Source organism: Natrinema hispanicum (assembly GCF_004217335.1).
GTDB lineage: Archaea > Halobacteriota > Halobacteria > Halobacteriales > Natrialbaceae > Natrinema > Natrinema hispanicum.
The window spans coordinates 195,566-221,164 of record NZ_SHMP01000004.1; the positions used below are offsets into that span (position 1 = coordinate 195,566).

21 protein-coding genes and 2 pseudogenes are annotated in these 25,599 nt (G+C 54.5%); 10 read left to right on the top strand and 13 right to left on the bottom strand.

The window, feature by feature from the left end:
• Window positions 1–472: 472 nt before the first annotated feature.
• The gene (locus BDK88_RS21120) at window positions 473–643 is read right to left on the bottom strand and encodes a hypothetical protein (RefSeq protein ID WP_165396927.1); all 171 of its coding nucleotides are present in this window, start codon (window positions 641–643) and stop codon (window positions 473–475) included.
• Window positions 644–820: 177 nt separating this feature from the next.
• On the opposite strand from BDK88_RS21120, the pseudogene BDK88_RS22290 reads away from it, so the two are divergent.
• Window positions 821–1,183 (top strand): annotated as a pseudogene (locus tag BDK88_RS22290) (AAA family ATPase); the annotation flags it as partial.
• A gap of 618 nt (window positions 1,184–1,801) precedes the next feature.
• Here BDK88_RS22290 and BDK88_RS08005 read toward each other — a convergent pair.
• Both BDK88_RS08005 and BDK88_RS08010 read right to left on the bottom strand, forming a co-directional pair.
• Entirely contained in the window at window positions 1,802–2,674 is an 873-nt protein-coding gene (locus BDK88_RS08005) for a hypothetical protein (RefSeq protein WP_130499981.1), read from the bottom strand.
• Between the two features lie 964 nt (window positions 2,675–3,638).
• Entirely contained in the window at window positions 3,639–4,979 is a 1,341-nt protein-coding gene (locus BDK88_RS08010; RefSeq protein ID WP_130499982.1) for a cytochrome P450, read from the bottom strand.
• A gap of 86 nt (window positions 4,980–5,065) precedes the next feature.
• Here BDK88_RS08010 and BDK88_RS08015 point away from each other — a divergent pair, with 86 nt between their 5' ends.
• The gene (locus BDK88_RS08015; protein ID WP_130499983.1) at window positions 5,066–5,746 is read left to right on the top strand and encodes a helix-turn-helix domain-containing protein; all 681 of its coding nucleotides are present in this window, start codon (window positions 5,066–5,068) and stop codon (window positions 5,744–5,746) included.
• 12 nt (window positions 5,747–5,758) lie between these two features.
• Here the strand turns inward: BDK88_RS08015 and BDK88_RS08020 are convergent, their stop codons facing one another.
• Together BDK88_RS08020 and BDK88_RS08025 are read right to left on the bottom strand one after the other, a co-directional pair.
• A complete protein-coding gene (locus tag BDK88_RS08020; protein WP_130499984.1) occupies window positions 5,759–6,565 on the bottom strand; it encodes an alpha/beta fold hydrolase in 807 nt (268 codons plus the stop codon).
• Window positions 6,566–6,655: 90 nt separating this feature from the next.
• Window positions 6,656–7,342 (bottom strand): helix-turn-helix domain-containing protein, encoded by a 687-nt coding sequence (locus BDK88_RS08025; RefSeq protein ID WP_130499985.1) that lies wholly within the window; start codon window positions 7,340–7,342, stop codon window positions 6,656–6,658.
• A 309-nt stretch (window positions 7,343–7,651) separates the two neighbouring features.
• On the opposite strand from BDK88_RS08025, the gene BDK88_RS08030 reads away from it, so the two are divergent.
• The 3 genes from BDK88_RS08030 to BDK88_RS08040 all read left to right on the top strand — a co-directional run bounded on the left by BDK88_RS08030 (window position 7,652) and on the right by BDK88_RS08040 (window position 9,232).
• Window positions 7,652–8,047, top strand: a complete 396-nt coding sequence (locus BDK88_RS08030; RefSeq protein WP_130499986.1) for a hypothetical protein — start codon at window positions 7,652–7,654, stop codon at window positions 8,045–8,047.
• A 3-nt stretch (window positions 8,048–8,050) separates the two neighbouring features.
• A complete protein-coding gene (locus BDK88_RS08035) occupies window positions 8,051–8,248 on the top strand; it encodes a helix-turn-helix transcriptional regulator (RefSeq protein WP_010890537.1) in 198 nt (65 codons plus the stop codon).
• Window positions 8,249–8,440: 192 nt separating this feature from the next.
• Window positions 8,441–9,232, top strand: a complete 792-nt coding sequence (locus BDK88_RS08040) for an alpha/beta fold hydrolase (RefSeq protein WP_130499987.1) — start codon at window positions 8,441–8,443, stop codon at window positions 9,230–9,232.
• A gap of 53 nt (window positions 9,233–9,285) precedes the next feature.
• Here the strand turns inward: BDK88_RS08040 and BDK88_RS08045 are convergent, their stop codons facing one another.
• The 4 genes from BDK88_RS08045 to BDK88_RS22520 all read right to left on the bottom strand — a co-directional run bounded on the left by BDK88_RS08045 (window position 9,286) and on the right by BDK88_RS22520 (window position 13,184).
• Window positions 9,286–9,687 (bottom strand): hypothetical protein, encoded by a 402-nt coding sequence (locus tag BDK88_RS08045; protein WP_130499988.1) that lies wholly within the window; start codon window positions 9,685–9,687, stop codon window positions 9,286–9,288.
• The gene (locus tag BDK88_RS08050) at window positions 9,684–11,360 is read right to left on the bottom strand and encodes a serine hydrolase domain-containing protein (RefSeq protein WP_130499989.1); all 1,677 of its coding nucleotides are present in this window, start codon (window positions 11,358–11,360) and stop codon (window positions 9,684–9,686) included. Before BDK88_RS08050 ends, BDK88_RS08045 begins: the two co-directional genes overlap by 4 nt.
• Window positions 11,357–12,061: a class I SAM-dependent methyltransferase gene (locus BDK88_RS08055; RefSeq protein WP_130499990.1), complete on the bottom strand. Its 705-nt coding sequence runs from the start codon at window positions 12,059–12,061 to the stop codon at window positions 11,357–11,359. The genes BDK88_RS08050 and BDK88_RS08055 overlap by 4 nt, the downstream gene beginning before the upstream one ends.
• A gap of 199 nt (window positions 12,062–12,260) precedes the next feature.
• On the bottom strand, window positions 12,261–13,184 hold the full coding sequence (locus BDK88_RS22520; RefSeq protein WP_130499991.1) for a winged helix-turn-helix domain-containing protein: 924 nt from the start codon (window positions 13,182–13,184) through the stop codon (window positions 12,261–12,263).
• Between the two features lie 714 nt (window positions 13,185–13,898).
• Between BDK88_RS22520 and BDK88_RS08065 the strand changes: the two genes are divergently transcribed.
• Complete coding sequence (locus BDK88_RS08065; RefSeq protein WP_165396928.1) at window positions 13,899–15,131, top strand: Cdc6/Cdc18 family protein; 1,233 nt, start codon at window positions 13,899–13,901, stop codon at window positions 15,129–15,131.
• 247 nt (window positions 15,132–15,378) lie between these two features.
• Here BDK88_RS08065 and BDK88_RS08070 read toward each other — a convergent pair.
• A pseudogene (locus tag BDK88_RS08070) lies at window positions 15,379–15,732 on the bottom strand (zinc ribbon domain-containing protein); the annotation flags it as partial.
• Window positions 15,733–16,104: 372 nt separating this feature from the next.
• Between BDK88_RS08070 and BDK88_RS08075 the strand changes: the two are divergent.
• The 4 genes from BDK88_RS08075 to BDK88_RS08090 all read left to right on the top strand — a co-directional run bounded on the left by BDK88_RS08075 (window position 16,105) and on the right by BDK88_RS08090 (window position 22,333).
• Window positions 16,105–17,355 (top strand): RNA-guided endonuclease InsQ/TnpB family protein, encoded by a 1,251-nt coding sequence (locus BDK88_RS08075; protein WP_130499993.1) that lies wholly within the window; start codon window positions 16,105–16,107, stop codon window positions 17,353–17,355.
• Between the two features lie 1,205 nt (window positions 17,356–18,560).
• Window positions 18,561–19,628, top strand: a complete 1,068-nt coding sequence (locus BDK88_RS08080; RefSeq protein WP_449406702.1) for a competence protein CoiA family protein — start codon at window positions 18,561–18,563, stop codon at window positions 19,626–19,628.
• Window positions 19,629–19,674: 46 nt separating this feature from the next.
• Window positions 19,675–19,860, top strand: a complete 186-nt coding sequence (locus BDK88_RS08085) for a hypothetical protein (RefSeq protein WP_130499994.1) — start codon at window positions 19,675–19,677, stop codon at window positions 19,858–19,860.
• Entirely contained in the window at window positions 19,847–22,333 is a 2,487-nt protein-coding gene (locus tag BDK88_RS08090; protein ID WP_130499995.1) for an AAA family ATPase, read from the top strand. Before BDK88_RS08085 ends, BDK88_RS08090 begins: the two co-directional genes overlap by 14 nt.
• A 93-nt stretch (window positions 22,334–22,426) precedes the next feature.
• Here BDK88_RS08090 and BDK88_RS08095 read toward each other — a convergent pair whose 3' ends face one another.
• From BDK88_RS08095 to BDK88_RS08105, 3 genes are all read right to left on the bottom strand, one after another.
• Complete coding sequence (locus BDK88_RS08095; protein ID WP_130499996.1) at window positions 22,427–23,491, bottom strand: HNH endonuclease; 1,065 nt, start codon at window positions 23,489–23,491, stop codon at window positions 22,427–22,429.
• Window positions 23,492–23,610: 119 nt separating this feature from the next.
• Window positions 23,611–24,279 carry a 3'-5' exonuclease family protein gene (locus BDK88_RS08100; RefSeq protein ID WP_130499997.1) on the bottom strand — a complete coding sequence of 223 codons (669 nt, stop codon included), beginning with the start codon at window positions 24,277–24,279 and terminating at the stop codon, window positions 23,611–23,613.
• Complete coding sequence (locus tag BDK88_RS08105) at window positions 24,279–25,223, bottom strand: hypothetical protein (RefSeq protein WP_130499998.1); 945 nt, start codon at window positions 25,221–25,223, stop codon at window positions 24,279–24,281. Before BDK88_RS08105 ends, BDK88_RS08100 begins: the two co-directional genes overlap by 1 nt.
• Between the last annotated feature and the right edge of the window lie 376 nt (window positions 25,224–25,599).

Sequence of the window (25,599 nt, forward strand, 5' to 3'; positions counted from 1 at the left end):
TTAAGTCAACCATGGTTCTATTCATCCAGAACCCTCATTCCGAGAAAGATTGCCTCATTCTCTTTATAAGCGAAGAGAGAATTCACCAAACCGGTATTATTTCACCACTCTAGAATCGATATAATTGGCTGGCTGTAGCCATGACCCTGGAATATAGCTTGGGACACTCACGTCTGCACCGTACTGTATTGAGGCCAGTTCCGATGGGACTGTAACGGGTACCAGTACCGTGATACCGTACCATCGGACAGAACCAGATCAGCAGACCAAGATACTGTACCGCGTTACAAAACCATGATTCTGTATCACGTCTGTGTTCCACGGACCGGATACACAGTAGCGTTCCACGTCAGTGTACCATGGGACTGTGCTATGTGTCCGAACGGAGCGTAGATATGTTCCTCCTCTACCGGAGTTGTTGACAGAATCTCGTTGAATAGACAGTGCGTATTTCGCCCCGCTGCTCCATTGATTAGCTGGCAATAATCCGGGCGATCCAAACGATCGGGATCACCGGAATGGCCAATCCGGTGAGCAAAAGTACGATGGCGATCACGGCTTTCTCGGCACGACTCGACCCATGCCATATCGACTGCCACATATCATCGATCGCCTGTGCCGTTCGCTGGATCAATCCAGCCATAGATGGTGCTGAGGTATAGAGACGGAAAATCCCACGGCATGCAAAGGATTGGGGTCCCGTTTCACAGCGTCTGGGACATTCGCCTTCAACTCCTCTCCCTATAGAAGAAATCACACGTTTGGAAATCGTGATTTCTGAAATCGAGAATTCCATTTGGCCGGAGATGCTACTGGCTGTATGGAGCAATTCGTTGATCGAGACATCGAACTCGATCAACTCACGGACTGCTATGAGTCCGAGATGGGGGATTTCGTCGTAATCTACGGCCGCCGTCGCCTCGGTAAGAGTGAGCTCGTTCGCCAGTCCATCGCTGATCAGGACGACGCTATCTACTACTAAGCGGTTGAGTCCACGGCACAGAACCAGCTCGAACAGTTCGTCGACACCTCAATCGCACAGTTCTCGTCGCTGCGGAACGTCCGCCGTGACTGGGAAACACTTCTTGAAGCACTCGGCGAGGAAGACGCAATCGTCGTCATCGACGAGTTTCCGTTCCTCGTTGAGGAGGACGAGTCGTTGCCTTCCCGAATTCAGCGCGTCTAGGATACCACGTTGGTGTATCGCATCTGTGTTTCACGGTAGCGGTTCACGACAGCGTCCCATGGACTACTATTTTTCCATTCATCACCTCAATTTGGGGCTCTAACGGGTGAAGACGTGCTTACGGTCTACTTATAGGAACACTAGAATGAAACGTGGAGGACTCGATCACCGTACTAAGACACTGTACCGTGTTCCAGTACCGCGATTCTGTACCATGGTTGTGTACCATGAACCGGTTACACGGTAGTGTTCCACGTCACCGTCCAGAGAACCGTCTTTTTTCGCCTGAGAATCGCGCACACCACTCATCACAGAGTAATCCACGGGAAGCCACGGGCCACCGCGCCCGTGGCAGTTCACTCAAATAGTAGATCAGAATCCAATGAAATCTGGATGGTGCGACCCTGTAGCACAAGTGTACTGAATCAGATCGACGAAACTGACCGGGAGTCACTGACGCCAGAATCTCGTTGATGGCCGATCTTCCAAGTACCGTCGTCGCTGCTCCATTTTTGTCTCTTGCACATGGAGTACTTTCGGCTAACATTCATTCTGTTGCTTACGATCTCAGTTGGGACATTTTGGGTAAGATGGTTCCTTGACCGCATATGATGGTTAATTGTCGAGCCCGTACAGATCAGGCCGGTCATCGAAGCACCGATTGATAGTGCGGTGTGAAGTGTCCAGACGCCGCGCCGCTTTCCCCTTCGAGATCCCTACATCATTAGACTCCGCTTCGACGCGTTCCTTAACGAGTTCCAACGTCGAGCACACGCGAGAGTACCGATCCGAGGTTACGAGTTCACCATCTCGCCATTCGAAACCCAGCGGAGCTCGCCCACCCGAGGGCAGGTCCACGCCGCGCGCACGAAGGTCCGAAACAGTCGCCTCGCGCTGTATTTCGAGCCCGGCACGATCGACCGCAGCAAGCGTTCGGATGTGCGCTCGCGCTGCCTCGCTCTCCGCTTCGAGGCGGAGTCCTGATTCGAGAAGGACCAAGTCGCAACCATTCGAATCGAGGATCCGCGACGCTCGTTCCTCCATGTCCGCCGCAGTCGCCCCGAGACTCTCGATCTTGTCAACAACCACCACTGCGAAGCCCTCCATGTCATCAAGCAACTCAAGCCCAGCATCAACCGCGGACCTATCTGGGCGAACGCTCCAGGTAACGATTCCACCGGGGGCAGCAACGGGCGCGGACTGGCTCGTGCCAGTTGTGACGTCGGTAACGAACTCGGTTCGATCCCTGGAATCTATCGCTGACCCCTCCCGCTCCGCGGCGTATTTGAGGACTGCTCGGATCGGATCCGCGAGCGACGTACGAGCCTTTGCGGTCGCTACCGCGAGGAACCGAGGAACGGTCTCGTTATCGGATCGGACTCCGGTATCTGCCTCTGTTTCGGACGCGGACTCCCTGCCGTCGGTCGCTGTCGCAGTCTCAGAGGATTCTCCGATCGAATCGAGATTCTCAAACGTTATCTGTTCCATGTTTCATTTCCAACGATAGATGGGTTACGTAAATGCTTTCGCAGGGGCCTTCGCGGGGGGAGCGGAAATCCTTGCGGAACTTGTAGAGTTTCAATCTCTTTCTCCCACACCCCCTGCGAAAAACAACTGGCCCGCGCATTACCCCAGCGGAAAACCCTGCGAAAGGGAGAGACCGTCATTACCACCCTGGCGGAACACCCTGCGAAAGCACGAACGGACTCCTAAGAACCCATTCCAGAATCCAATTAGAAACGAAGAGAACAACTAGAAATGCCGCACATCACCCCCGCGCCGTCTTGCAATTTTCACTCCACCGTTCCAAATTTAATTTGACCGGTTAAACACCGCCGTTTCAGATTTCAATTACCACGATTGAACACCTCTCAAATTCACCCGAAAATCGGATCGCCACCCCCGCAACGCCATGCGATTTCCACACTACCATTCCAAATTCCAATAGAAAAATCGTAGATCACTTATATAATTCTCCAAACAATTATTTTCTTCTCCGTGTTTCTGAGGCATTTAGAGAGGCTATAGAGGGCTTTAACTAGTTAACTTCCAATTCTCCTGGTTCTATACCCACGCTAATTTTCCGCAAACGTGTTGCGGTATAGACGGCATTCAACCACACTATGTAAGATTTCAGAGATACACTCACGCGCCGCTGGGCTTCGATCAGTCAGCTCCATGGATGGCCTGCTTCCGAGCCTTCGCATAGGGATCAGCGTAAATATTCGGAGACCCTCATGAGGAAAACAGCTTACTGGGAAAACCGCATGACGAGAGAGACTCAGAACTAGTCTGCTGATCGCTATCAGTCGCTAACTGATGCCACGCCGAGAGATCAGCCACCGCGGTCGTCAGCGGAACTCAGATCGAAGTCACGACTGCGAACGTTACAGCGAATCCGACCATAGTCTGCCACCCTCCCTGAAACGTGAGTCGGTCCTCAGTCATCGCGTCACCCCTCAGCGTCGTCTCGTTCGTGGAGTTTGATTTCGATTGGCTCGTCGGGCTTGAGATTCGTACTGGCGATCAGATCCGGGTCCGGGTCAGACACGAGGTTGAACGTGTACTCGCGGAGGATCGTCGCCAGTACGGTCTTCATCTCCATACGCGCGAACCGCATCCCGATGCAGTGACGAGGCCCGCCACCGAACGGGAAATACGCGTATTCCGGACGATCGACGTCGCCTACGAACCGATCCGGACGGAACGCTTCGGGATCGTCCCACCACGCCGGGTCGCGGTGGACGGCCCACTGCGGCAAGACCAGGGTCGTGCCCGCAGGTATTTTGTATCCCTGTAGCTCCACGTCTCGCGTCGCTTCGCGGAAAAACATGTACACGGGTGGATAGAGACGCAGCGCCTCGTCGATGACGTGCTCCGTTCGTTCGAGTTCCGGGAGGTCCTCGGCGGTCACCGCCCCGTCGCAGACAGCATCAACTTCCGTCTGGAGTTTCGCCTGTTCGTCAGGGTGTTGGGCGAGACAGAGTAACGTGTACGTCAGCCCGAGGGCTGTCGTCTCGTGCCCGGCGAAGAGGAACGTGACCATATTATCGCGGAGTTCCTCCTGTGTGAGGTCACTCGCTTCGACGAACCCCACGAGAATCGACAGCAGGTCGTCGCCGCGGTTCTCAGGCTGCTGCTCTCGCCGCTGTTGGGCCAGTTCATCCACGAATGTTTGGAGTGCATCGAGTTTTCGTCTGTACCGCCGATTCGTCGGTGTCGGGAGACTGTCCGGCAGGAACGACCAGAATCGACTCGTATCGAACCGTGTGAGAATTGCGTCCGACGCCTCCGAGACGACCGGGTTCTCTGTCACGTCTACGCCGAACAGCGTCCGACCGAGCACGTCCATTGTCGTTTCGGCCATCCGTTCGTTCACGTCGACGACCGCCCCGTCACGCCACTTTTCGACTGTCTCTTCCGCAGTCGCACGCATCTCGGGAACGTACGTGTTCAATCGGTTCCGGTAGAACGCCGGTTGCACCTGCGTCCGCTGGTCCTGCCATTGATCACCGTCCGTGACGAACAGTCCCTCGCCCATCGCGTCGGCGAGATTCCGTGTCAGCACCTCACCTTTCTCGTAGGCCTCGTGGTCGTCGAGGAGCACCTGCTGGATCGCGTCCGGATGAGCGACCATACACGCATCTGTCCCGAACACTTGGTAGCTTGCGACGCGGCTGTACTCGTCCCGCAACTCCTCGAAAAACGCGAAGATATCGCGGCTCAAATCGACCGTGTTACCGATGACTGGCAGTCCACGCGGACCGGGCGGGTAGCTCACTTCTGAGCTCATATGCACTCATTTTCGACACGCGGACTCCGGTGTTCTGTCGGACAGGTCCACTCCTTTTTACCAGTCCTGGACGACTGTTCCCGATAATGCGGTACCTCCAGTTGCAGATCCGCTTCCCGCCTGAGGCACGACATCCGATGCATCAGTTCCTCGTTGAGCAGGATTCGATTCAACGAGCATACCTCCGCCACTGGAACTTCTCGAACCCCGAGTACGTCACCACCTTACTCCACGTCGTCGGGGATATTGAGAATGGGCGTGAGGCGTACCTCTCGGCGATTGACGCCGCGGAATCCATCCAAGAATACGATGTGACGCCGGTCGATAGCCGCAGCTTCTACATCTACATTCGGGAGTCTGCACAGGGGTTCGCCAGTCGTCTTCGCGCTCTACTCGCCGATACAGAACTGCTCATCGTCCCGCCGATCGAGTACGGCACTGACGGTGAGATGCTCTTCGAAGTCGCGGGCGAACAAGACGCCCTCCAAGGGTTAGTCGCCAACCTCCCCGATCACCTCTCTGTATCGGTTAACCGGCTCGGTGAGTACGATGCATACCGAGAATCGCACGTAACAGCGTTGACCGACCGGCAAGAAGAGGTACTTGAAATCGCACATGAGAACGGGTACTACGACATTCCGCGGCAGACAAGCGTTCGAGAAATCGCTGATGAAGCAGGCTGTTCAAAAAGTACTGCCGCAAATCATCTCCGGAAAGCAGAGGCACGACTTGTAGCGCTCTACGAAGAGCGTTCTGTGACAAACTGATCCGGGCGAGTTCTAGTTGCGACCCTCCAGGATGGGAGTTTTCTTCTCGTCGATGAATGTACGTACCTCAGCTATGACGCGATCGGGTGCTTCTGTCGGGCCGCCGTGACCTACGCCCTCGAACTCGGTGAATTGGCTGTCTGAGAGGGCTTCGTTAACCGCACGAATGCCGTCTCGGAGATGGGGCGGCCCCTCAGTTCCAGTCAGCAGGAGCACTGGAGCATCAATCTCTAGTGAGTCAGGAAGGTGGTACTGTTCAATAGCGCGGTTGATTCGAGCAATGTTTTCCGTCAGACCGACGATGTCGGGCCAGGGCGGCCACTCAGCGAGCCAGCCGTCTAGATCATCGATGTCGCCACCGTGCATGACCTCTCGAATGTAGAATTTCATCGCCTGACGCCGATTCCCGTCGTTGATTCGCGCCTGCATCTGGGACGCGAGGCTGGCTTGCTCTCTGTACTCGCCGACGAGGACTGCCGGTTCATACGCAACGAGTTTCTCGACCGATGCAGTTCGGGCAGTCTCAATTGCTAAGAGACCACCGAACGAGTGCCCGAACAAGATCGGGGTTCCATCGACTGCATCGATAACCGCACGAACGTCTTCGACTCCTCGATCAAGGCTGTATTCGGTGGAGTTGCCGCTCTCTCCCACACCCCGTCGATGAGGGATAATAACCGTGTAGTCTTCGACGAATCGAGGAATAATCGGCTTCCAGTACTCGGGAGAGGACCCTCCATGAAGAAGAATTAGTGGCGGTCCCTCTCCGTGTTGCTCGAAAGCGATACTGGTACCATCTGCGGACGTAACTCTCTGCATTGTACATCTATTGGTTCGTGCGAGATCGAGGAATCCTTCTCTCTCAGCTCTTCGGCCATTTAAGTACGAAGTGGTCCCAGCGTGTAGTCCTCAGTTGGGGAGAGGCGGCCACGTCGTTGCTACTGTCTCCTCGATAAGTTGAGTCTCGGCGCGACGCAACCGCTCAGAGAGCGACGACGCTGAAATGTCTAACTCTGCAGCGACTTCTTCCAGTGACGCCTGACGCGGGATGTCAAAATAACCCCGTTCGTAGGCCGTCCGGAGAGCCTCCTGCTGATGGTCGGTTAGTCCCTCGCCAGGCGGTTCGGACTCACCATCACGAGTGAGCCGGGACAACCGAAAGCCGGCGTTCTGCTGCCAAAACGATGAGAACCTCTTGAACGCTTCCCGGGTGGCAAACCATCCTGTCTGTCGCCACCCGTCCGGTAATACCTCGATCCGTTCGATGATCGCGTCCGCCGTAGCAAGCGCCTCAAGGCTGGTGAGGTCGTCGATGTGATCTCCGAGTTGTTCTTCGAAGCTGAGAGCAGGCATCACTTGATAACGGCGTGTATCGCCAGCCTGTCCGATGAGGGTCCATTCACGGACATCGTAGGCGTCAGTAAAGGCATCCGCAACCGCTTGGTGTGAACTGCCGGTCACAGTGACGAGGAACAGCGGTCGTTTCCCATGATTGTACTGCAGGTCAAGGATCAGCGTTGCCTCGGGCACTGTCGCTGCTACGTTAACAAGCGGTAGGGCGTCGCAATCAATCTCGAACTCAGCGACAAGCCTCATACGCTATAGTTTCTGTCACTGGTAATGGTGGTGTCGAAAGACTCAGTTGAAAAGGAAGAGGGATGTCATAGAATCGGTCACAGACCTATTCGACTCCGTAGTGTGCGGTCAGTACAGGTCAACTAGTTACCCTTCAGATCCGATTCTAATTTTATGCTTCACTAGGCTCCGCAGCAAAGCACTTAAGAGGATGGAATAGGTTACTTCCAATATGGAAAGGATACCTTCCATAATGTCTGCTGATCCGGACGAATTTGAGAAGGGCGCTACTCAAGAAGTGAACTCAAAGCAAGATGCACCAGTGATACTATGAGCGAACTCCCTGAGAACATCCAGCGCCAGAAACGCAATGGATACCTGATGCTCGTCAGAGCCGTGTTCACACTTGGCGTAACTGTTGCAACAGTTCAGTACTACGAACTCTCACCAATCAGCTATCTTGGTGGACTCGTTCCAGTCGGAATTCTCGTATTCTTCGGTTATCGAGCAATATCTGCGGGCCGGGAAGAAAAGGCACTGGGCGACGAACGAACCCAGCAGTTGTATGGCAAAGTCGGTATCAACTCATTTTGGTTTTTGATGTCTGTACTAATAGTTGATATGGCGTTCAGCATCTTCCCGGAAGACAGTGCAACCAGTATCTACGTGTGGGTTGGACTGGCATGTTACGGTCTATACTTCGTCTACTACAGATACGTGGAGTGAGTCATGGAGAACGAATTAAAGGTTTATCGGGCGAAGCACGACCTAACGCAAGAGGACCTTGCGAAAGAGGTCGGAGTTACTCGACAGACCATTAACGCACTTGAAGCAGAGAGATATGACCCATCTCTTGAACTTGCGTTCAAACTCGCAATATACTTCGACTGTTCGATAGAAGATATTTTTTCCTACGATAGTGATTGAGCCGTTCAGTATGCACATCCACTTACCGGCTGATTCAATCGAAGGGAGTTGAAACAAATCATCTTCGAGTCGTTCTATGACACGCCTTACCCCCGGTACCACGCTTCGGCGGGCATCCTCTTGTTCTCCCTTTTAATTGGCCGAATGGCTGAGAGAACGGCTTAGCGCCGTTCCCCTTGAACGCAGAGATGCATGGTGACGACCCTGTCCGCAGATGGTATAGAATTGGCCTACGAACGACATGGCGACGGTCAGCCATTGATCCTCCTCCACGGCGGTATGGCTCCCCGGCAGTACTGGAATCCAGTCCTGCCGCACTTTGAGGGGTATTCCACTGTAATCCCGCAGCGACCGGGATTCGGCACATGTCTCGATGATTCAGAGACGACAAGCGCCGACGAGGTACTGGATCATGAGGTTCAATACGTGCACACGCTTGCTAATACCGTTGATGGCGAGCCGATTCTGTTCGGCCACTCGTACGGCGCGTTGACGGCAATCGAGGCCGCGACGGATGCAGCGGTCGAAGCGGTCCTCGCGTACGAACCAGCTGTTCTCCCCGATGAATTCCGCGCAGAGGCGGATCTCGCCGACCGGATGGCGGTACTCATCGAGAAGGGTGAACGCCGGGAAGCTGTGAAACGCTACATCGAGCAGGTCCTCCACCCCGACGGAATTGACCACCTCGATGCGTGGTTGGCCGAGTGGCCAGTGTGGCCGGACTGCGTGAAGCTCACTGAAGAAGTTGTCCGGATGAATCGTGCCGTCGAACAGTACCAGCTATCCGTTACTCTCGATGTCACAGCGCCCGTGCTCATAATGACGGGCACTAACGGACCAGACTTCCTCCGCAAAAGCGCTCGTGACGTTCACGAGGCGCTTCCGCACAGCCGTCTCGTCGAATTCGATGGTGTCAGTCACAGCGGGCCGAGTGAAGCTCCGGAACGCATCGCAATGGAAGTCGATACCTTCCTCTCTGGGTAGTCACTAACGACTCGACGCTGCTCCTGCGGATCTTTGATACGATCGGTTAGGACTCACAATGCCAGGAATCCGAGTGTCGAGAGTTGCCAGCTGAATGCGAGTCCTAGCAGTGCCAGCATCGTCTGGTGGATGCGTGTGGTCAGTGACCAGTAGCGGTACCGCCATGCCAGCAGGGCACCCGCAGTCGTCCCGAGCGAAAGTGCTCCGATGAGATACGGGAACGCGAGTGCGATCTGCATCGGGAGTGGTCGCGTGATAAGCGTGAGCTCACCGCCGGTCTCTAAGATGAATATGAAGAGCGCTATGAACCCGATCGAGACACCGCTTAGCCCGATACCTGCTGCCCGAGCAAGCCACGAGGGGCTCGTCAGTCGGCGTTTGACGCCGTAAGTAAACCTTCGGTCGTCGGACTCGTGCTGTTCAGTTCGCTGTTGAGAGGCGTGCTGATCTGTCATTCGTGGTCCTCCATACCGGGTTCGTTGTCGGTGCGATGTTGCTTCCATTGCTGCCAGGCGCTGTGGCCGCCCCACCCAGCCAGCGAGAGGCCGAAGCCCGACAGTGCTGTCCCGAGAACACCGCCGGTGACGAGTTGTCGTTCGTGGAACGGGACTGGCTGGTAGACGCCAGTCGGTTCACTACTCATATTCAGCACTTCCACACCACCATCCGTTACCTCGAAGGCAAGAACATCGTGACCGCCGATCTCCTGGTACACGTATGGTTCGGTCTCGACCCATTCCCGAGCGTCTCCTTCGAGAGTTGTCGTGCGCAGACGCCCGTTGTCGGCGGGTTCGACAGTTACGTGTTCGAGTAGATCGACGACTTGGAGGGGACCGCTCTGCGGGAGATATGAGAGGCTGTACTCGCCAGCGACAGTTTCAGCACGCTCCTGACCACCCGGCCTCGAAGTCGGTGTCGGCGTAGTCGGAGTTGGTTGGAGATCGTACTCCGCGACGATCTCATCAACGACAGCCTTCGGATGTTCACCCGGGTTGCTGTTGTACGCGACGAAGATCCCGACGTCGTCATCCGGGGCGAGCAGCAGGTAGCTCGTGAAGTTAACCGTCGCTCCTGAATGCGCGATGAGATTAGCGTCTGGATCACCGTACTCGTGGAAGCCGTACCGCCAATTCGTGACTGCTGGGTGGCGAACATGGTGGCGACTGTGCATCGTGTCGACGGTCTCCGAATCGAGAATCCTCGTGCCGCGGACCGCGCCGCCACCGAGGTATGCGCTCATGAACGCCGTCATGTCTGTCGCCGTCGCACTCAGTGAACCTGCTGGGCGCATATTGATGTACACGTTGTCGGTCGCCGTGAACGACGCACCGTCGCGGACATGAGGTACAGCGAGGTTACCAGGCTGGTCATCTGGAACAGGCTGGTCGAACGTGCTGTGAGTCATGCCGAGCGGGTCGAAGATCTCCGACTGAACGTACTCCTCAAACGTCGTGTTGTGGGCCTCGGCGACAACATGACCGGCGAGTGCCGCCCCGTAGTTGGAGTACCCGACGAGCTCGCCGGGCGGACGGATGCGCGAGCGCTGCTGGTCAGTGAGTACCGTCTCCAACGAGTTGAGAGCAGCTGGGTCGGCGACGATGTCAGGGTCGAGCGTGGATTCGAACCCAGCGGTGTGCGTCCCGAGATGTCGGAGCGTCACGGGATCGTCGTACGTGCCCGGGACAGTGACGATGGAATCGTCAAGGTACGTGTTAACGTCGGCGTCGAGGTCGAGTACGTCCCGTTCGACGCCTTGCATAACAGCGGTGTAGGTCACGAGTTTCCCGACCGATCCAACCCGGAACACTGTCTCGTCGGCTCGAACCGGATCGTCGGCATCGACATTAGCAGCGCCGTACCCTTTGGTGAGAACGGGATTGTCTCCCGAGACGATAGCGACGGTTGCGCCGGGAGTTGTCGTCTCGATTCGACCGGACATCACCTCGTCGACGAACGCTTCGAGTTCGTCTGGGTTCGTGAACGGGTCGTCACCAGACCGTGAGTCGGTAGCCTGAGAGACGGTCGTGGCGCTCGTTCGACCGGCTGCGGTTCCAAGACTGACGAATCCGAGACTACCGAGACACCCGAGGAACGACCGTCTCGTGGTTCCATTGGCGCTCGTGTTCATCGTGATGGGATGGCTACGATGGTTGTGACGAGACCGAGGAACGCGGTCGAGGCGGTGTCAACTGTAAGACCAGCCTGTTCGACAGTCTTCAACGGGTCATGGTTCAGTCGGCAGCCGTTCTTCTCGTAGTGAGACTCGGCGCGCCAGTCTTGGAACCAGGCAAGCGGCGCGGCGTCGCTGCGACTGTGTTCGAGCAGCAGGATCTCGCCGTCAGGCGTGCAGACCCGCTCCATTTCGTGAAGCGCCGCGATAGGGTCAGGGAACGTGCACGTCGAGAACGACGAAATAACGGTGTCAAAGCTATTCTCGGAGAAGTCGAGTGCCTGGGCGTCCATCTGGCGGACAGTCCCGTCCAGACCGAGCCTGTCGAGTTCATCGCGGGCGTGGCCGAGCATTTCATTACTGATGTCGATGCCGACGACCTCGCTCGACCGTGAGAGGTAGCGGAAGTTCCTCCCGGTGCCACAGGCGACATCAAGCACTCGACCGTTCGCGTGCTCAAACTGGCGACGGCGATACTGACCGGCGAAGAGCCGATCGAGTTGCCGCCACCGAGCGAGCTTGTCAGCCACGTCTGCGTACGCGTCAGCGATCTCTTCGGCCGACTTCGATCGTCTCTGACTAGGTTGCTGTCTCTCAGTCTTTTCACTCTGTGTTCGATCCTGCTGGCTTGTCGGTTCGTGGGGATTGCTTGATGGCATGGGTTGGGCCTCCGTTGACTGCAATTACGGGTCGGGCCAGCAACACCAATAAAGCTATTTGAGATCTGATAATTTATCAGATTCGCTCCAAAACTGGAGTTGAGCCGACAACCGAGAGATAACACTTCTAACACCGATAAGCAGAGAACCACCCGATCAGCACTGCGATCCGCTCAACGCCACTTTCGTAATGCTACTGTTAGGAACGGCGGAACTCACCGCTCTCGCGTCGCACGCGCTCCGTCTGCACTACCGTCGCAGTCGAATCAAGATGGAGCCTCACTGCATCGTCCCCGTGACGCAACACGACCTCGTACTCGTCAGGATCAGACGCAACCTGTTCGGATGTCCAACGACCCTTATAGACGTATTCGTGGAACTCCCAGATGCCCTGTGCCGTCACATCAACTCCGCGATCCCAATGGAATGCGATCGACGCCGGGTGATAGACGACACTGTAGGTCAACGGGCTGTTGTACTCCCGAAGACACTCCTCACAGGTACTCACCACAACGAACGAATCAGCATCAGGCAACGCACTCCCAGGTACTTCGACCACGTCAGCGGAGAGTTGCGCCCCACACTCCGGGCACATGCCTCGTCGAATCTGCTTGGCAACCTCCGCACTTCGTAGCTTGACACTCTGAACGAGAGCGTCGCCGTCCCATGTCTCAACCTGGGCGGGCGTTATCGGTTGCCCCGTAACCTGCTGCTCGCATGCCATACAGTCGATCCGGAAGAACTGGTGCGAGAGACTCGCTTCAAGTTCGTCCTCACCACAGAAGACACATACTCCATCAACCGGTTCAGGACCAAACGACTCTGGCTGCTCGTAATTCCTAGACAGGATGAATCGAACAATACGCTCGCCAGCGTGAGAAAGCGAGTACCCGTCGTCGCTTTTTCGTAGATACGTCCCGGTGAGCTCGCCCAGATGGTACGACAACTTCGACGTATTCTCCACGTCAACGTGGTCATAGATCTCAGAAAACGCGAGTTCAGCAGCCCCTGACCCGACCTGTTCAAGTTCGTACTGGGCAATAGCGACAGCGCGAAGAATATCAACCCGAGTGTCGTCAGCAAGAAGGCGAAAAATATCCGTCGCCGAACGATCCCCTGTCATTGTCTTCCGTATCTACACCCAGTTCAGCAGCAATATTGAAACCCCGGTCGTCCTCATCGGAAAACACCGGGGAACGTCCACGTGAGGGGAGATCGCCGCACACCACGTTTGGTGTGTGTCAGTGGGTTTTGTTTGAATCGTAACATCACCACCCACACCCCTCATTTCGAACGTAACCCCGTCCAAGCGGGAGGGGGAAGGTTACTGAATCAGTGAAAATTAGCATGCAGCCACGGCACCCTATTTAAACAGATGATATTTCAGAGGAGCTATTCACTAGAATGTACTTACACGTCTTCTAGGGCGTATTGTTGGCGTGCGTTTTTCCTTAACCAAAAAGTTTATATTAATATTATATAGTTGTAGTAGTATAGTAGTGTAGTAGTCTAGTTAGTGAGAGTGATCAAGATCACTTGCCAATAGCCAATTTGTTTCCGTCAGTCAAAAGCCAATCTGAGGGCAAGCTGGAGCGGTTCTAATCCTATTTCGTGACAATTCTCACAACAAACAATCACTCTAATTTTGTCTGTTCGTTGGAGACCATGCTCTCTCAGAAGAGAAACGTTCGAAATGAGGGGTGTGTGTCCCCACTCAAAACAGCCCAACGTCAGAGACGATCTCATGCTGAGGGCTTACTCCTTTATATGGCAGGTTACTACACAGTCTTACCGACCGACCGTTGAACACGTCTTCCAAAACATCCACTACTCACAAATGGATATCTTCGAAACAAGGCGACCATTCCGGGATGATTACAACCCTGGCAGAGTCGTTGCACGTGACGAGACAATCGACAAAATGGGAAGTGCCTTCCAAGATTTCGTGGATGGGTATCGTCCACCCGACGTTTGTATCTGCGGAGACTCCGGAATCGGAAAGCGAACAATCATCAAACACCTCCTCAAGGTACTCCAAACAAAGGTCGAGACGGAACTCGTCGTTACCACTGTAGACTGTGCCGAGCACAATACTATTTATAAAATTTACCTCGCACTCGCCAACAAAGTGTGTCCAGACCGATACCCGAACGGTACGAACCCGCTCCTCCTCCAAGAATCGATATTTCAGGAGATGAATGACCCTGATCGCACCCACTTCATCATTCTCGAACATTTAGAAGCACTGGGGCTAGAAGGCCCGCCGTTTAACGACTTGCAACAGGCCAGATCCACTTACAGCGTCGAGAATACTGAATGTGGGTTCATCGGGATCAGCAATGAATCACGTATTCTTGGATATCTCCCAAAGGACGTGGTACACAAATCACGGATGCACACGATTGAGACGTATCCGTACGACGCTCACCAGCTTCGAAGCATCTTGGAACTTCACGCGGAAATAGCGTTTGCCGACGGTGTACTTTCGGAGAGCGTTATTCCGAAGTGCGCAGCAATAATCGCTCAAGAAACTGGTCAAGCGACAGAAGCGTTACAACTACTCGAACTTTCTGGCTATTTGGCGCTTCAATCGGAAGCCGAGCAAGTAACGGAAGATCATGTCTCGAAGGCGAGAAACTCCTTGATACAATTACAGGCGTATAATAAGTTCACTAAAGAACTAACAGCAAAAGAACAGCTCACTTGTGTAATAATAACCGCATACAATTTAGTGAACGGGACAGCAATAACTCCTGACGATATTTCCAGGCATTACAGAGAAAGATGCAGATCGTTCAATCTTAATCAGGTTAAAATACGGCAGGTTCGAAACTACATTCAAGATCTCGATAACAAAGGGCTACTCGACTGCGAGGGATACAACGCAGGTCGTGGAGGCGGGATCCAGACGAAATACAAACTTTCAGTTCCACCAGAACCGATCATTCAAGGAGCCATCGCAACATCTGGGAGATTCAAGAGACTGCTGCAACAACAAGACGTGTCGATTAACAAATTCACAGAGACAGAGGAAGGCATTGATTTCACCGCATTCTCATCTCGTCAATAGACCTGACGAAAGAAACTCTAAATGCCACACCGTCAAACCACAATCCGAACCACCAACTCGTTCGGCCGTGTCCTTCCTATCCTCGAATCGTGACTCCCAATTAAGCCGGGAGACAAGTACAACGTGCAACTACTCACCAACGCTGACGAACACCGTCTCAACGAACTACAAACGTCATAGTGGGACGTCCTCCAGAACCGTTCTCTGTGAACCGTCACGGGCCACCGCGCCCGTGGCTTCCCGTGGATTAGTCGGACACACCCGCGACACCATCGGCGTGGTGACCTCTGGCGGTGTCGTGGGTCACAGTCGGCTGGTTCACACAGCCCGATGCCTGCCGTCGCAGCTTCCGCACATCGGGAAGCGTCTTGAGAGCAGGCACATGCCTCTCCAGTTTCGCCAATCCCTTCTTGGCGATGTTGATAGCCGCGTTCCGGTCAGCGTGGTCTTGCCGCCCACAATCCACGCACTTGAATCGCTTCTTGTTCCGGTTTGCACGAGTTGTCTGCTCACACTCAGTGAGTGAACATGCCTGACTCGTGTATTCCGGGTTGATTTCGTCGGACGGAACCCCTTGGAACGCGGCTTTGTACGTGATGAACTTCTCCGTCTCTTCTATCCGGAACGTCACATGGGGTTTGTTCGACGGGGGGACGGGGGGTGTCCGCAACTCTCTGCCGGGGGTTGTGCTGCCACGTTTCCAGATAGGAAGCTCGACTAGAAGCGATCCTCCGTGGAGCACATCATGAGGAAAGAGTGACTGAACGGTGAACTGCCACGTAAGATTCCTCATCAAGAACAGGACTGGCTGCAGGTGCGTTTCCCTTCTATCTATCTTTGAACAGCGAGAGAATCCCGGCGTTTACGCCGGGCGTGAATCGCGTCACTCGGGTACACAATCCACAGTCGATGGCAGGCTGGATATTCAACGTGAATCCACACCACTAAGTTAGATTGTCTATATAGGCTATGTATGGCGATTCAGGTTACTCGCACCTATGTTGGTTCCATTCAGAACCAGCGACAGGTCTGCGATGCCCTGGATTTGCTCGGAGACGCCGCCTCGAAGATCTGGAACGTTGCACGCTGGACCGCCGACCGCATCTGGGATGAAATCGGCGAGGTACCCGATGAAGGGGCGCTGAAGGCATACATGAAGAATCAAGCGTGCTGGAAAGACCTGAACGCACAATCCAGTCAGAAAGTCATCGAAGAACTCTCTGACGCTTTCCAGTCGTGGTTCGATCTACGACAGAACGACGAGACGGCGAATCCGCCCGGCTACCGCAAACACGGTGGCGAACGACCGCGCAGTACGGTCACGTTCAAAGCAGACGGCTTCAAACACGATCCCGAGAACAACCGTATCCGACTTTCGAAAGGGTCGAACCTGAAAGAGAATTGGTCGGACTTCATCCTCTGTGAGTACCAGACCCGGCCAGATGTCAACCTCTCAGAAGTCGCCCGAGTGCAGAACGTTCGCGCCGTCTGGAACGGTGACGAGTGGGAACTGCACTTCGTCTGTAAAGTCGACCTCGAAACCAGCGACTCGGCAGGCGACGGGGTAGCAGGCATCGACCTCGGCATCACGAATATCGCCACAGTCGCATTCCCCGACGAATACGTCCTGTACCCCGGCAACTCGCTCAAACAGGACAAGCACTACTTCACCCGAGCCGAGTACGACACCGAAGGTGAGAACGGCCCGTCAGAGAAGTCGATGTGGGCGCGTCGGAAACTCGCAGACCGCGAGACGCATTTTTACCACGTTCTCACGGACACCATCATCACCGAATGTGTCGAACGCGGTGTTGGCACGCTCGCAGTGAGTTGGCCCGAAGACGTTCGAGAGTCCGACTGGGGGAAGACGGGGAACAAGAAGTTGCACTCGTGGGCGTTTGACCGCATCTACCAGTACCTCGCATACAAAGGCGAGATTCGTGGCGTCGAGGTGCTGAAGGAGAACGAGTGGGAGACGTCGAAGACCTGCTCGCACTGTGGCGATGCGACGAAGTCGAACCGTGTCGAACGTGGCCTGTACGTCTGTGAGTCGTGTGAGTTGGTAGCCAACGCGGATTGTAACGGGGCGGAGAACATGCGCCAGAAGATAACTCCGAGTCCTCACGGTGAGGATAGGAGTAACGGCTGTGTGGCACAGCCATCGGTACACCTGTTCGACCGCGAGAGCGGGACGTTCCGCACGAGAGAACAGGTCGTGTCGTAGACCAGCAAATATCCCACCCGCGGTACGGGAAGCCGCGCCGTCGTCGGGCGTAGCCCGACTGCCTGAGGGATCTTCGATCCCTCTCCGTTTACGGCGCGGAGGATGTCACTTTGGGAACTATTCCACTACTTGCTTTCCCTCAATACATGGTGAGGAATTGCGGACACCCCCTGTCCCCCTCCACCAAATCCCGCTCAAGAAGAGACTCCTCCCTTTGAAACCCTAAGTGTTTAGGTGACTTTGACAGCGAAGGAGTCTCCGTCTTGCCCGTGAGTGACGAGTGTACCGACACTAGACGGATGCCGCAAGGTTTGACCAAAGGTGGTTCAGATGAGACACACACCCCACGTTTCCGCTCCAAACATCTTTGAGAGTCCCCCTACCGCGAGAGAACAAGAGAGTGGAAAAATATTGCCGATCAGGGTTCCTGTCTGATTAAGAGATATTGTTTTGGAACTTTATTATATATTTTATGGTATAGGTAATAAATGCGCGTATTATATAATAATAGAAAGACGTTGTAAACACCCTTAGATGGGATAATAATAGAAGAATTAGTATAGGGAGGGATGGGACAATCTCCCATCAATTATGTCTTATTTATACTCTCTTCTGAAAGTCATCTTCAAAAGACACTCTCTGTAGATGAACAAGGCGAATATCTCGGGGCTTGCCCCGTGGCGATCTACAAAGAGAAGTGGTGATCTGAGGTTGATTTCTCTCTTCAGCCAGCTCCACCGCTCTTGTGAACTTTTGGAGCGGAAACGCGGTGTGTGTCCCCTTGATACCAGGACAATATGTAAAGAAAGAATACTGTAGTTCAATTGGGACGTCATCCATCCATCGCAGTGCGTCAAGAATCAACACGGGATCGCCGAGTCGCTGCTCAAACACGGTGATCGGATGCGAATTAAGAACGCATCCTCTTCTCGCTGTACCGTCTCGTCCCAACAATCGATTCGAAAGTTGAATTCACGATTAAAAATATATGACCTATCACTCCATTAGTCACAGCAATGCCTTTCATCGCGGTTGATCCCGTTGATAATCGTCCGCGAATCCCGATTGGCGTCGGTGACGACGAAGAGGTTCAATGCCCTGTCTGTGACGATCCCCTTCGTGTTCGTGAAGGACCTTCTACTGCCCGTCATTTCTACCACCCACCGGACCACTCTTGCAGTGGTGAATCCGCTCTCCATCTCCGAATGAAATCGATCGCTGTTGAGAAACTCACAGACAAGTACCCTGACGCATCGGTCCACGTTGAGTTCGTCACTGACGAAGTACCGCGTCGTGCTGATGTCTTCGTAGAATTCGATCAGCCACAATTCCCTTCCGGGAAGGGAATCGCGGTTGAGGTACAGTACCAGAATGAACAGAAGGATCTCACGGAGACGACTGCCAGCTACCTTAGCGGCGACATCAGTGTGATCTGGCTCTTTGAGGAGAATTACGTCGGCACCCGTCCTGAGTACGACGACGTCAAACTCCCTGACCCGATCCCGGTCTGGCCGTACAGCATCTCTCACGGTGAGGCGTCATCGCCAGACTCGTCAGCTGGGGACTACCTGGGTATCACTGAAGCCGACCTGATTGCAACTCTCCCGAATCACGTCGACGATCAAGTTTCGCTGGCAGAATTCCCGGGTGCGTCGGATACAGACGAGGAGTCCGAAGACCTCCCAGAGTGGACCCGTGAGAAAGAACTCCATTTCAACCTCTCAATAGAGTCTCCAGGTGTTCGAGAAGTCTACAAATCATGGTTAGACGGCAAAATCCAGAGCAAAGGCAGTGAACACCAAGACGAAATCGAGGAGCGCCGAGCAATAGTGAAGTTAGAAGACCGGCTCACCTATTTCGCCGAGCGCTTTAGCAAAGGGCCTGGAGAGACATTTGAATTCAGTATCGGTGTCCGCCACTCTAGCAGTGGTCAGTTCACTGCCCGAAAGTTCGTGGACGGTGTGGAACGGGAACTCATGTTCCCTATCGGCGACGATGAGGTTGACTCGTTCACCGAGTTCGTGCTGGAATTGTGCTATACATTAGAGTGTACGCGCGCCTCGACGTCGAAAGAACAAGCAGTGAATCAGCCAGCCGAATCCAACCTCAGCACGCTCTCATACGCAATTTCCCACACAGGAACCGAGACGGTTACCGTCGAGCTGAGCAGTACCACAGAAACCATGACTCTAAAATTCTGCCCGCAACAGATCCAACCGCTTGTCGATCTCTGTGCCAAAGTCCGACTCTGGTACGACTACTTGAGATTATAGAATATTATAGTAATCTCTTTGATGATGGCTTTTTGTATTAGCCAATATGTCAGACGAACTTCTCAATGTCCACGAGGAGGTCAAGGAGACGTTCCGGGATAGGATTCAAGACAACGACAGTATTTCTGACCCCGTGACGGATTCTATTATTAGTTTAACTGATGAGGAAATGACAGATTCCGGGGCTATTCAGAGCGTTGTTGAGGAGGCATTAGCAGATGAGGATTCATAAGATCCATATCCGAAACTTCCGTGGGATCCGTGACTTCGAGACAGAATTCCGACGAAGTGGGGCTCTGTTTTACGGACCAAACGGGGCAGGGAAGAGTAGCGTTCTACAGTCAATCGAATTCCTACTGACAGGGTGTGTACGTGACTTAGAAGGATCTGGCACAGGGCGGCAGGATCCGGAGAAGCATATACGTCACAGAGGTGTTGATCCAAGCGAGAGTTGGGTGACTGCCACGTTTTTGGATGGTGGTGAAGAGATCAAGATAAAACGTACTGTGGGTAATTCAGACCAGTTGGAAATCGTTTCGGACCATTCTACACTCCCGTCGAAATTGAAGACGCAGCAGACTGCGATGCGTCTCTCTCAGAATCGCCTATCACGCGACGAGGTTCTGGATTTTGTTACGACTTCACCAGGTTCGCGTGGAGATGCTCTAAATGAGATTCTCAGGGTGCAGAACACAGAGGACAAACGGAAAGCGTTCGCAAAGGCCGTTAGTGACCAAAAAAGCCAGATAGACTCGTTACAGGATGATTTGAAGAAGCAGCGTGATGATTTCTATGATGCTCTTGAGGACACGGTGTCAAACAAAACTGATAACCAGGTGATGGTTGATGCGGACTCTGATGCATTAGAGGTTATCAATACTCTACGCTCCGAATACGAGGTTAGTTCGTTATCCGAATTGGACGAAAAGGAGTTTACGGCAGGGATTACCAAACCGACCAGTTATTCGCGTACCCATCCGCTGGATCGAGGAGATCTTCGCTCAGAGTTTGAAGTACTTGAGGAATGGTTTAGCTGGGAAGGTGAGATGGCTCTTGCAGATCGTCAGAAGTTGCGGGATAAACTGGAGGAATTTGAACAGAATAGCGAACTTCGTCGGGATGTCCGAGCGCAGAATCTTTTGGAGCAAGGGGAAGAGCTTCTCACAGAATTTGAACCAGATTGTCCACTCTGCTTGTACACATGGGACGATGCTACAGAACTGAGAGAACGAATTGAGAAACGGCAAGACAGTGCCAGCCACGCAGAAGAACTTCGGGGAGAGATCGACGATCTGAGGGATGAACAGCTTGAACGGATAAAAGAGGTACAGAACGCAGCCAACACATTGATCAAAGTATTCGAGGATGAAGATCCTGAGTCATACCCTCAGCCGATTGCACAATGGACGCGAGAGTTGGGAACGATTGAGGCTGAGCTACGTGAGTATCGGAAACAGTTAGAGGCGGGTGATGTTTTGGAAGTCCCGTTTCCTTCGCTTGGGAGGGAGGAGTTAACTGCCAAACTGTTGACTGCCGACCTCGAAGAAGCTGTGGTAGAAATGAAGGCACAGTGGGAGAGTGAACAAGAGGGTAACGAGGGAATGAGCTCGTATCGTGTTTTGGCTGTCGCTTACGACCGATTCTCCCGCTATTCGGAAATTCAAGAAGACATCAAAAAAGCAGAGGAAGTTCTATCGACGCTAGAAACGGTCAATAATGAATTCCGAACCGCGAGACAACGTCATTATGACAGGACTTTAGAGAAAATTCGAGAACGGTTCGAAGAAATCTACTGCGATCTTCACACCGATGAAGAAGTGAAAGATTTCTCTGCGGATCTGAAGTCAACGGATCACGGAGTAAAATTCAGGACATCATTCCGAGACTCAGACACCCACCGCCCGAATCTCGTCTACAGCGAAGGGCATCAGGATAGTATGGGGTTGGCGCTCTTCTTAGCGATGTGTGAGGTGGTAGGAGGTGAGGAACTTGAATTCCTCTTGCTTGACGACGTTGTCACGTCGATTGATGCGGCACATCGCTCGGCTATCGCCAATCTCCTTGGGAACGATATTGGGGGAGATTTCCAATTGATAATGACGACGCATGATAAGGTCTGGGCTCGACGTCTACGGACGACGAAATACATTCAGAACACCATTCACTTTGCCGATTGTAAGTTTCAGGCTGGCGTTCACCACAGCGAAGATATCGCTAACCCGTGGGGAATGATTGACTATTACTTAGATCGAAATGAGATTACTGCTGCGGCAGCTTGGGGACGAAAAACTGCTGAGTGGTTCTGTAGTAAGGGTTGCGAGCAGTTCGGCGCAGAACTGCCTTACGGAAATCGAGAGAATTTAGGATTACAGGACTACTTTGATGGGATTGTTGGCGAGCTAGAGTTTCTGTTAGAGCGTGGAGACGTGGATGATGAGACCATCTTCGGCGAGTCGGAACTTAGCGATACTGACGAAATGGTCGGTAATCTACGACGACTAAAAAACGAACATATCTGGGGTCTAAACGAGAATATTCACTATAACGAAGAGTTCGAAGCAAGCTACTCTCCTGACGATCTCAGGGAAGACATAGCGGTATTTGATCAACTTTATAATGTCCTCCACTGTCCAAACTGTAATAATTGGCGTCAGCATGGACGAGATGGTGTCTACTGCTCGTGTGGCACAATCTGGAAAACATAGTTTGTGTGTTTGCTGGTCTGCGGATGCTGAGCCAGCCTAACGATTATCGATCATATACTAAACAAATAACTGAGATCAATCCGCTTGCTTCACCTACAACGCTTCGTCTACTTCCTGTAACGCGTCAATTGCTTGTTGGAGATGCTCTCGTAGCTCGTTGCTGACGCCCCCATCACTTGCTGCTTGGTCTGGACGATGACCGTCTGCACCACCAGACTGCACCTCAGACTCTGATTCAGGTGTGCCCCACGTTTCACTCCTGCCAAGTGATTCATCGTCTTGCCCAGTGACTGTATCGTGTGATTGCTGTTCGTCACCCTCGCTCGTCGACGGTTCCTCTGCGGGTACTTTCTGTTCTGTTCGCGTGTCTTCCGCTGGTCGGCCACCGCGACTGAACGCGCCTAATGGGAAGTCGTACGCGTACGCTCGCTTGACCTTGTTGAACGTCGTGCGCCGCGAGATCCCGAGGACGTCCGTCACGGCACTCCGATCACAGCCACGTTCCAGTGCTTGCCTGACTTGCTCGTCTTCCATGCGTTGCAGCAACAGCTGCTGATCGTCCGGGATGTGGCCGCGCGCCGAGTTCTCGATCTGTTCAGTCAACCCCCACTCTCCGGTTTCGACGTCTTTATCGACGATCTGCTGGTCGCGTGATTCGACCCGGTTGTCGAGCCCCATTAACACCCACAGCCGCTCACGAATCGCTGACACGGACAATTCTAACGTCAACCCGGATGCGATCTCCCCGGTTCGCAGCGGCCCGTTTGCTGCGAGGAACTGCAGAACCTCGATGTCCTGCGGTAACAGGACACTTCGATCTTCGTCCGTGATCTCGACCGGCGAGTCAGCCGGCGTGGACTGCTGGTGCAGCCAACTGTGACACGGCCGGCACAGCACCGTCAAATTCTCCTTGTCGTGCTCGCCCATCCCGTCCGGATCTCTCTCAATGTGATGTACGTGCAGCGTCGCTAACCCGCCTTTCTTAGGTCCGCACCGGCCGCACGCCTGGCAGCGATGCGAATAGTCATTCAACACGTCCTCACGTGTCTCCGGATCCACCGTCTCGTGACACTCACAGTGCCCATTCTTCTCGGCTGCATTCTTCTTCGTTGATTTGGTACTCGCTTCGTCGTGAGATCGTGACTCCGAGTCTGTCATTCGTTGCTCTTGGAACCGCTCACTCGTCGAATTTCGATACGTCGCCGCGGTTCTGCCTGGGATATCGCTTCAATCTACAACCGCGTCCTGACTCGCGTGACTCGTGCGCTCGAATTCCGTCACCCCTCCGTCGTCGGCGTCAATGACTTCACGTTGAAATCGGACTTACTGCAGTACCGTTCCGCAAGCCGGCCAAGCGATCGTGTCCGCAACACGTCCGCGACGTTATGCACCACGAGCTCCGCGAACCGGGCGTTCTCGTACGCCGTGACCGCCTCACTACTCTCCACGAACGGATCCACATCACCGTACCTCCCGTCGCACAACGCCTCGTACACGCCCGCCAAGTCGCCTCGCGGCTTATCCTCGTCACTAACGGTCGTGTTGAACCGCGACGTGACAAGCGGCATCACGTCCGCGTACGGCACGTCCGTGAACGGCCAGTCGATATCGTGGTGTGCGTACCGCGTCCGGAGAAACGGGACATCGAACCCGCCTTTCCACCGCTCCCCATTGTACGCGACCAGCAACACATCCTCATCACGGAACCGCTCCTCGACGAACCCACTCACCGCCTCGAACAACGCTCGTTCAGACTCGTGCGTCGAGACTTTCACGTGCGACTCGACGCGATCCCGCACCGCAGCCTCCACGTCCGGCGCGGCCCGCCCGTCCGTCTGGACGAACACACGCACCCCAAGCGGCACCGCGAACCCGACTGTCGTCACCACATCATCCACGGCGAACCCTGTCGTCTCAATATCAAACGTCACCTGCTCCAACGCCACTACGCATCACCTCCAGCCTGTGCGGCAACACGCTCTGGAACCCGATCCGTGCCGGGCGGCCACACGCGCAACTCACCGAACCCGAACCTGGAGTGCGTCCCGACACGGGACACGCCGTTCACCGCCGTTCGAACCGGATCCGACCCGGCGTACGGCACGAGCTGCCCGTGATCAACCACCGTCACGGCGTACGTCTCCCCTCCGTCGACGAACCGGGTCTCCCGGCACCGCAACTCGTCCTCGTCGACACCCCACCACCACGGGATCGATTGGGAATCCCCACTCGGGTGCTCAGTCTTCAACACGTACGGCGTCACCAACTCAATCCAGCACGTCTCGCCAGTACCCTGCGCTGCTTCCAACCGTGAGAAATCCAGCGTCTCTACATCCACGAGCCGCGTCTCCGCAACCGACAGTTCCCCGAACCCGTAATTCCGAGCGCCACCAACCTGCACCCCGTCGAGAACCTCTTCAGACACTGGGAGGACGTCATCGCCAGGCCCGGCGTGCACGTAGCAATGCAGGAACCACGACACGGATCGCCGGTGATCCCGCATCTCCTCCGGACGACCGAACCAGCACGTCGAATCGAACGCTACGCGACCGCCGTGGATCTGCAGGTCGTGCGTGTTATGCGCATCCCGCGGCCGCGAGTCCAACAACCACCGGTGCGCCGGGTCACGGAACATGAACAAATCCGCGTACGACTCCACCTCCGGGAGCGACTGGCCCAGCTTCCCCGCGTACCCGTCTTGGGATGCAGTCGGCGGGTACTCACCGTACTCACCAGGCACGAACACGCCGTGGCTTACACGCAACGCTCGAGCGGTCTGATCATCCACGCGGCGTGCGATCGCATTGAACAACGCGTTCCCAGTTACGAAGTATGGGTGCCCCAAGTACTGCCCGTCCAGTTCGAACAGCACTTGCTGCAGTCGCGTCACACCCACCACCTCTTCGTTTGAAACCACGGCCAGGCACACCGCTGCCCCCACACCCTGTTTCGAGTGCCATCGTATCGACACAGGCTCTTGCGCCAGAATCCCGGCACTTCACTCGCAGCACCGGCTCGCCAATCACAAGACGACACCCACACCCTGTTTCGAGTGCCATCACCACGACAGCCCCGCTCATCACGAAATCCAGGCAGCAGGTCAGGATCACGCCAACCGTCACGCTGGACCGGCACCCACACCCTGTTTCGAGTGTCTTTCCAACGCCGCCGCGTCCAGTCTCGACACACCCCGTTTCCAGTGCCACGACCGGCACACTGGCTCACCCGCCATTCTTCAGGCGGCCGCGGCGTACACGACCAGCCAC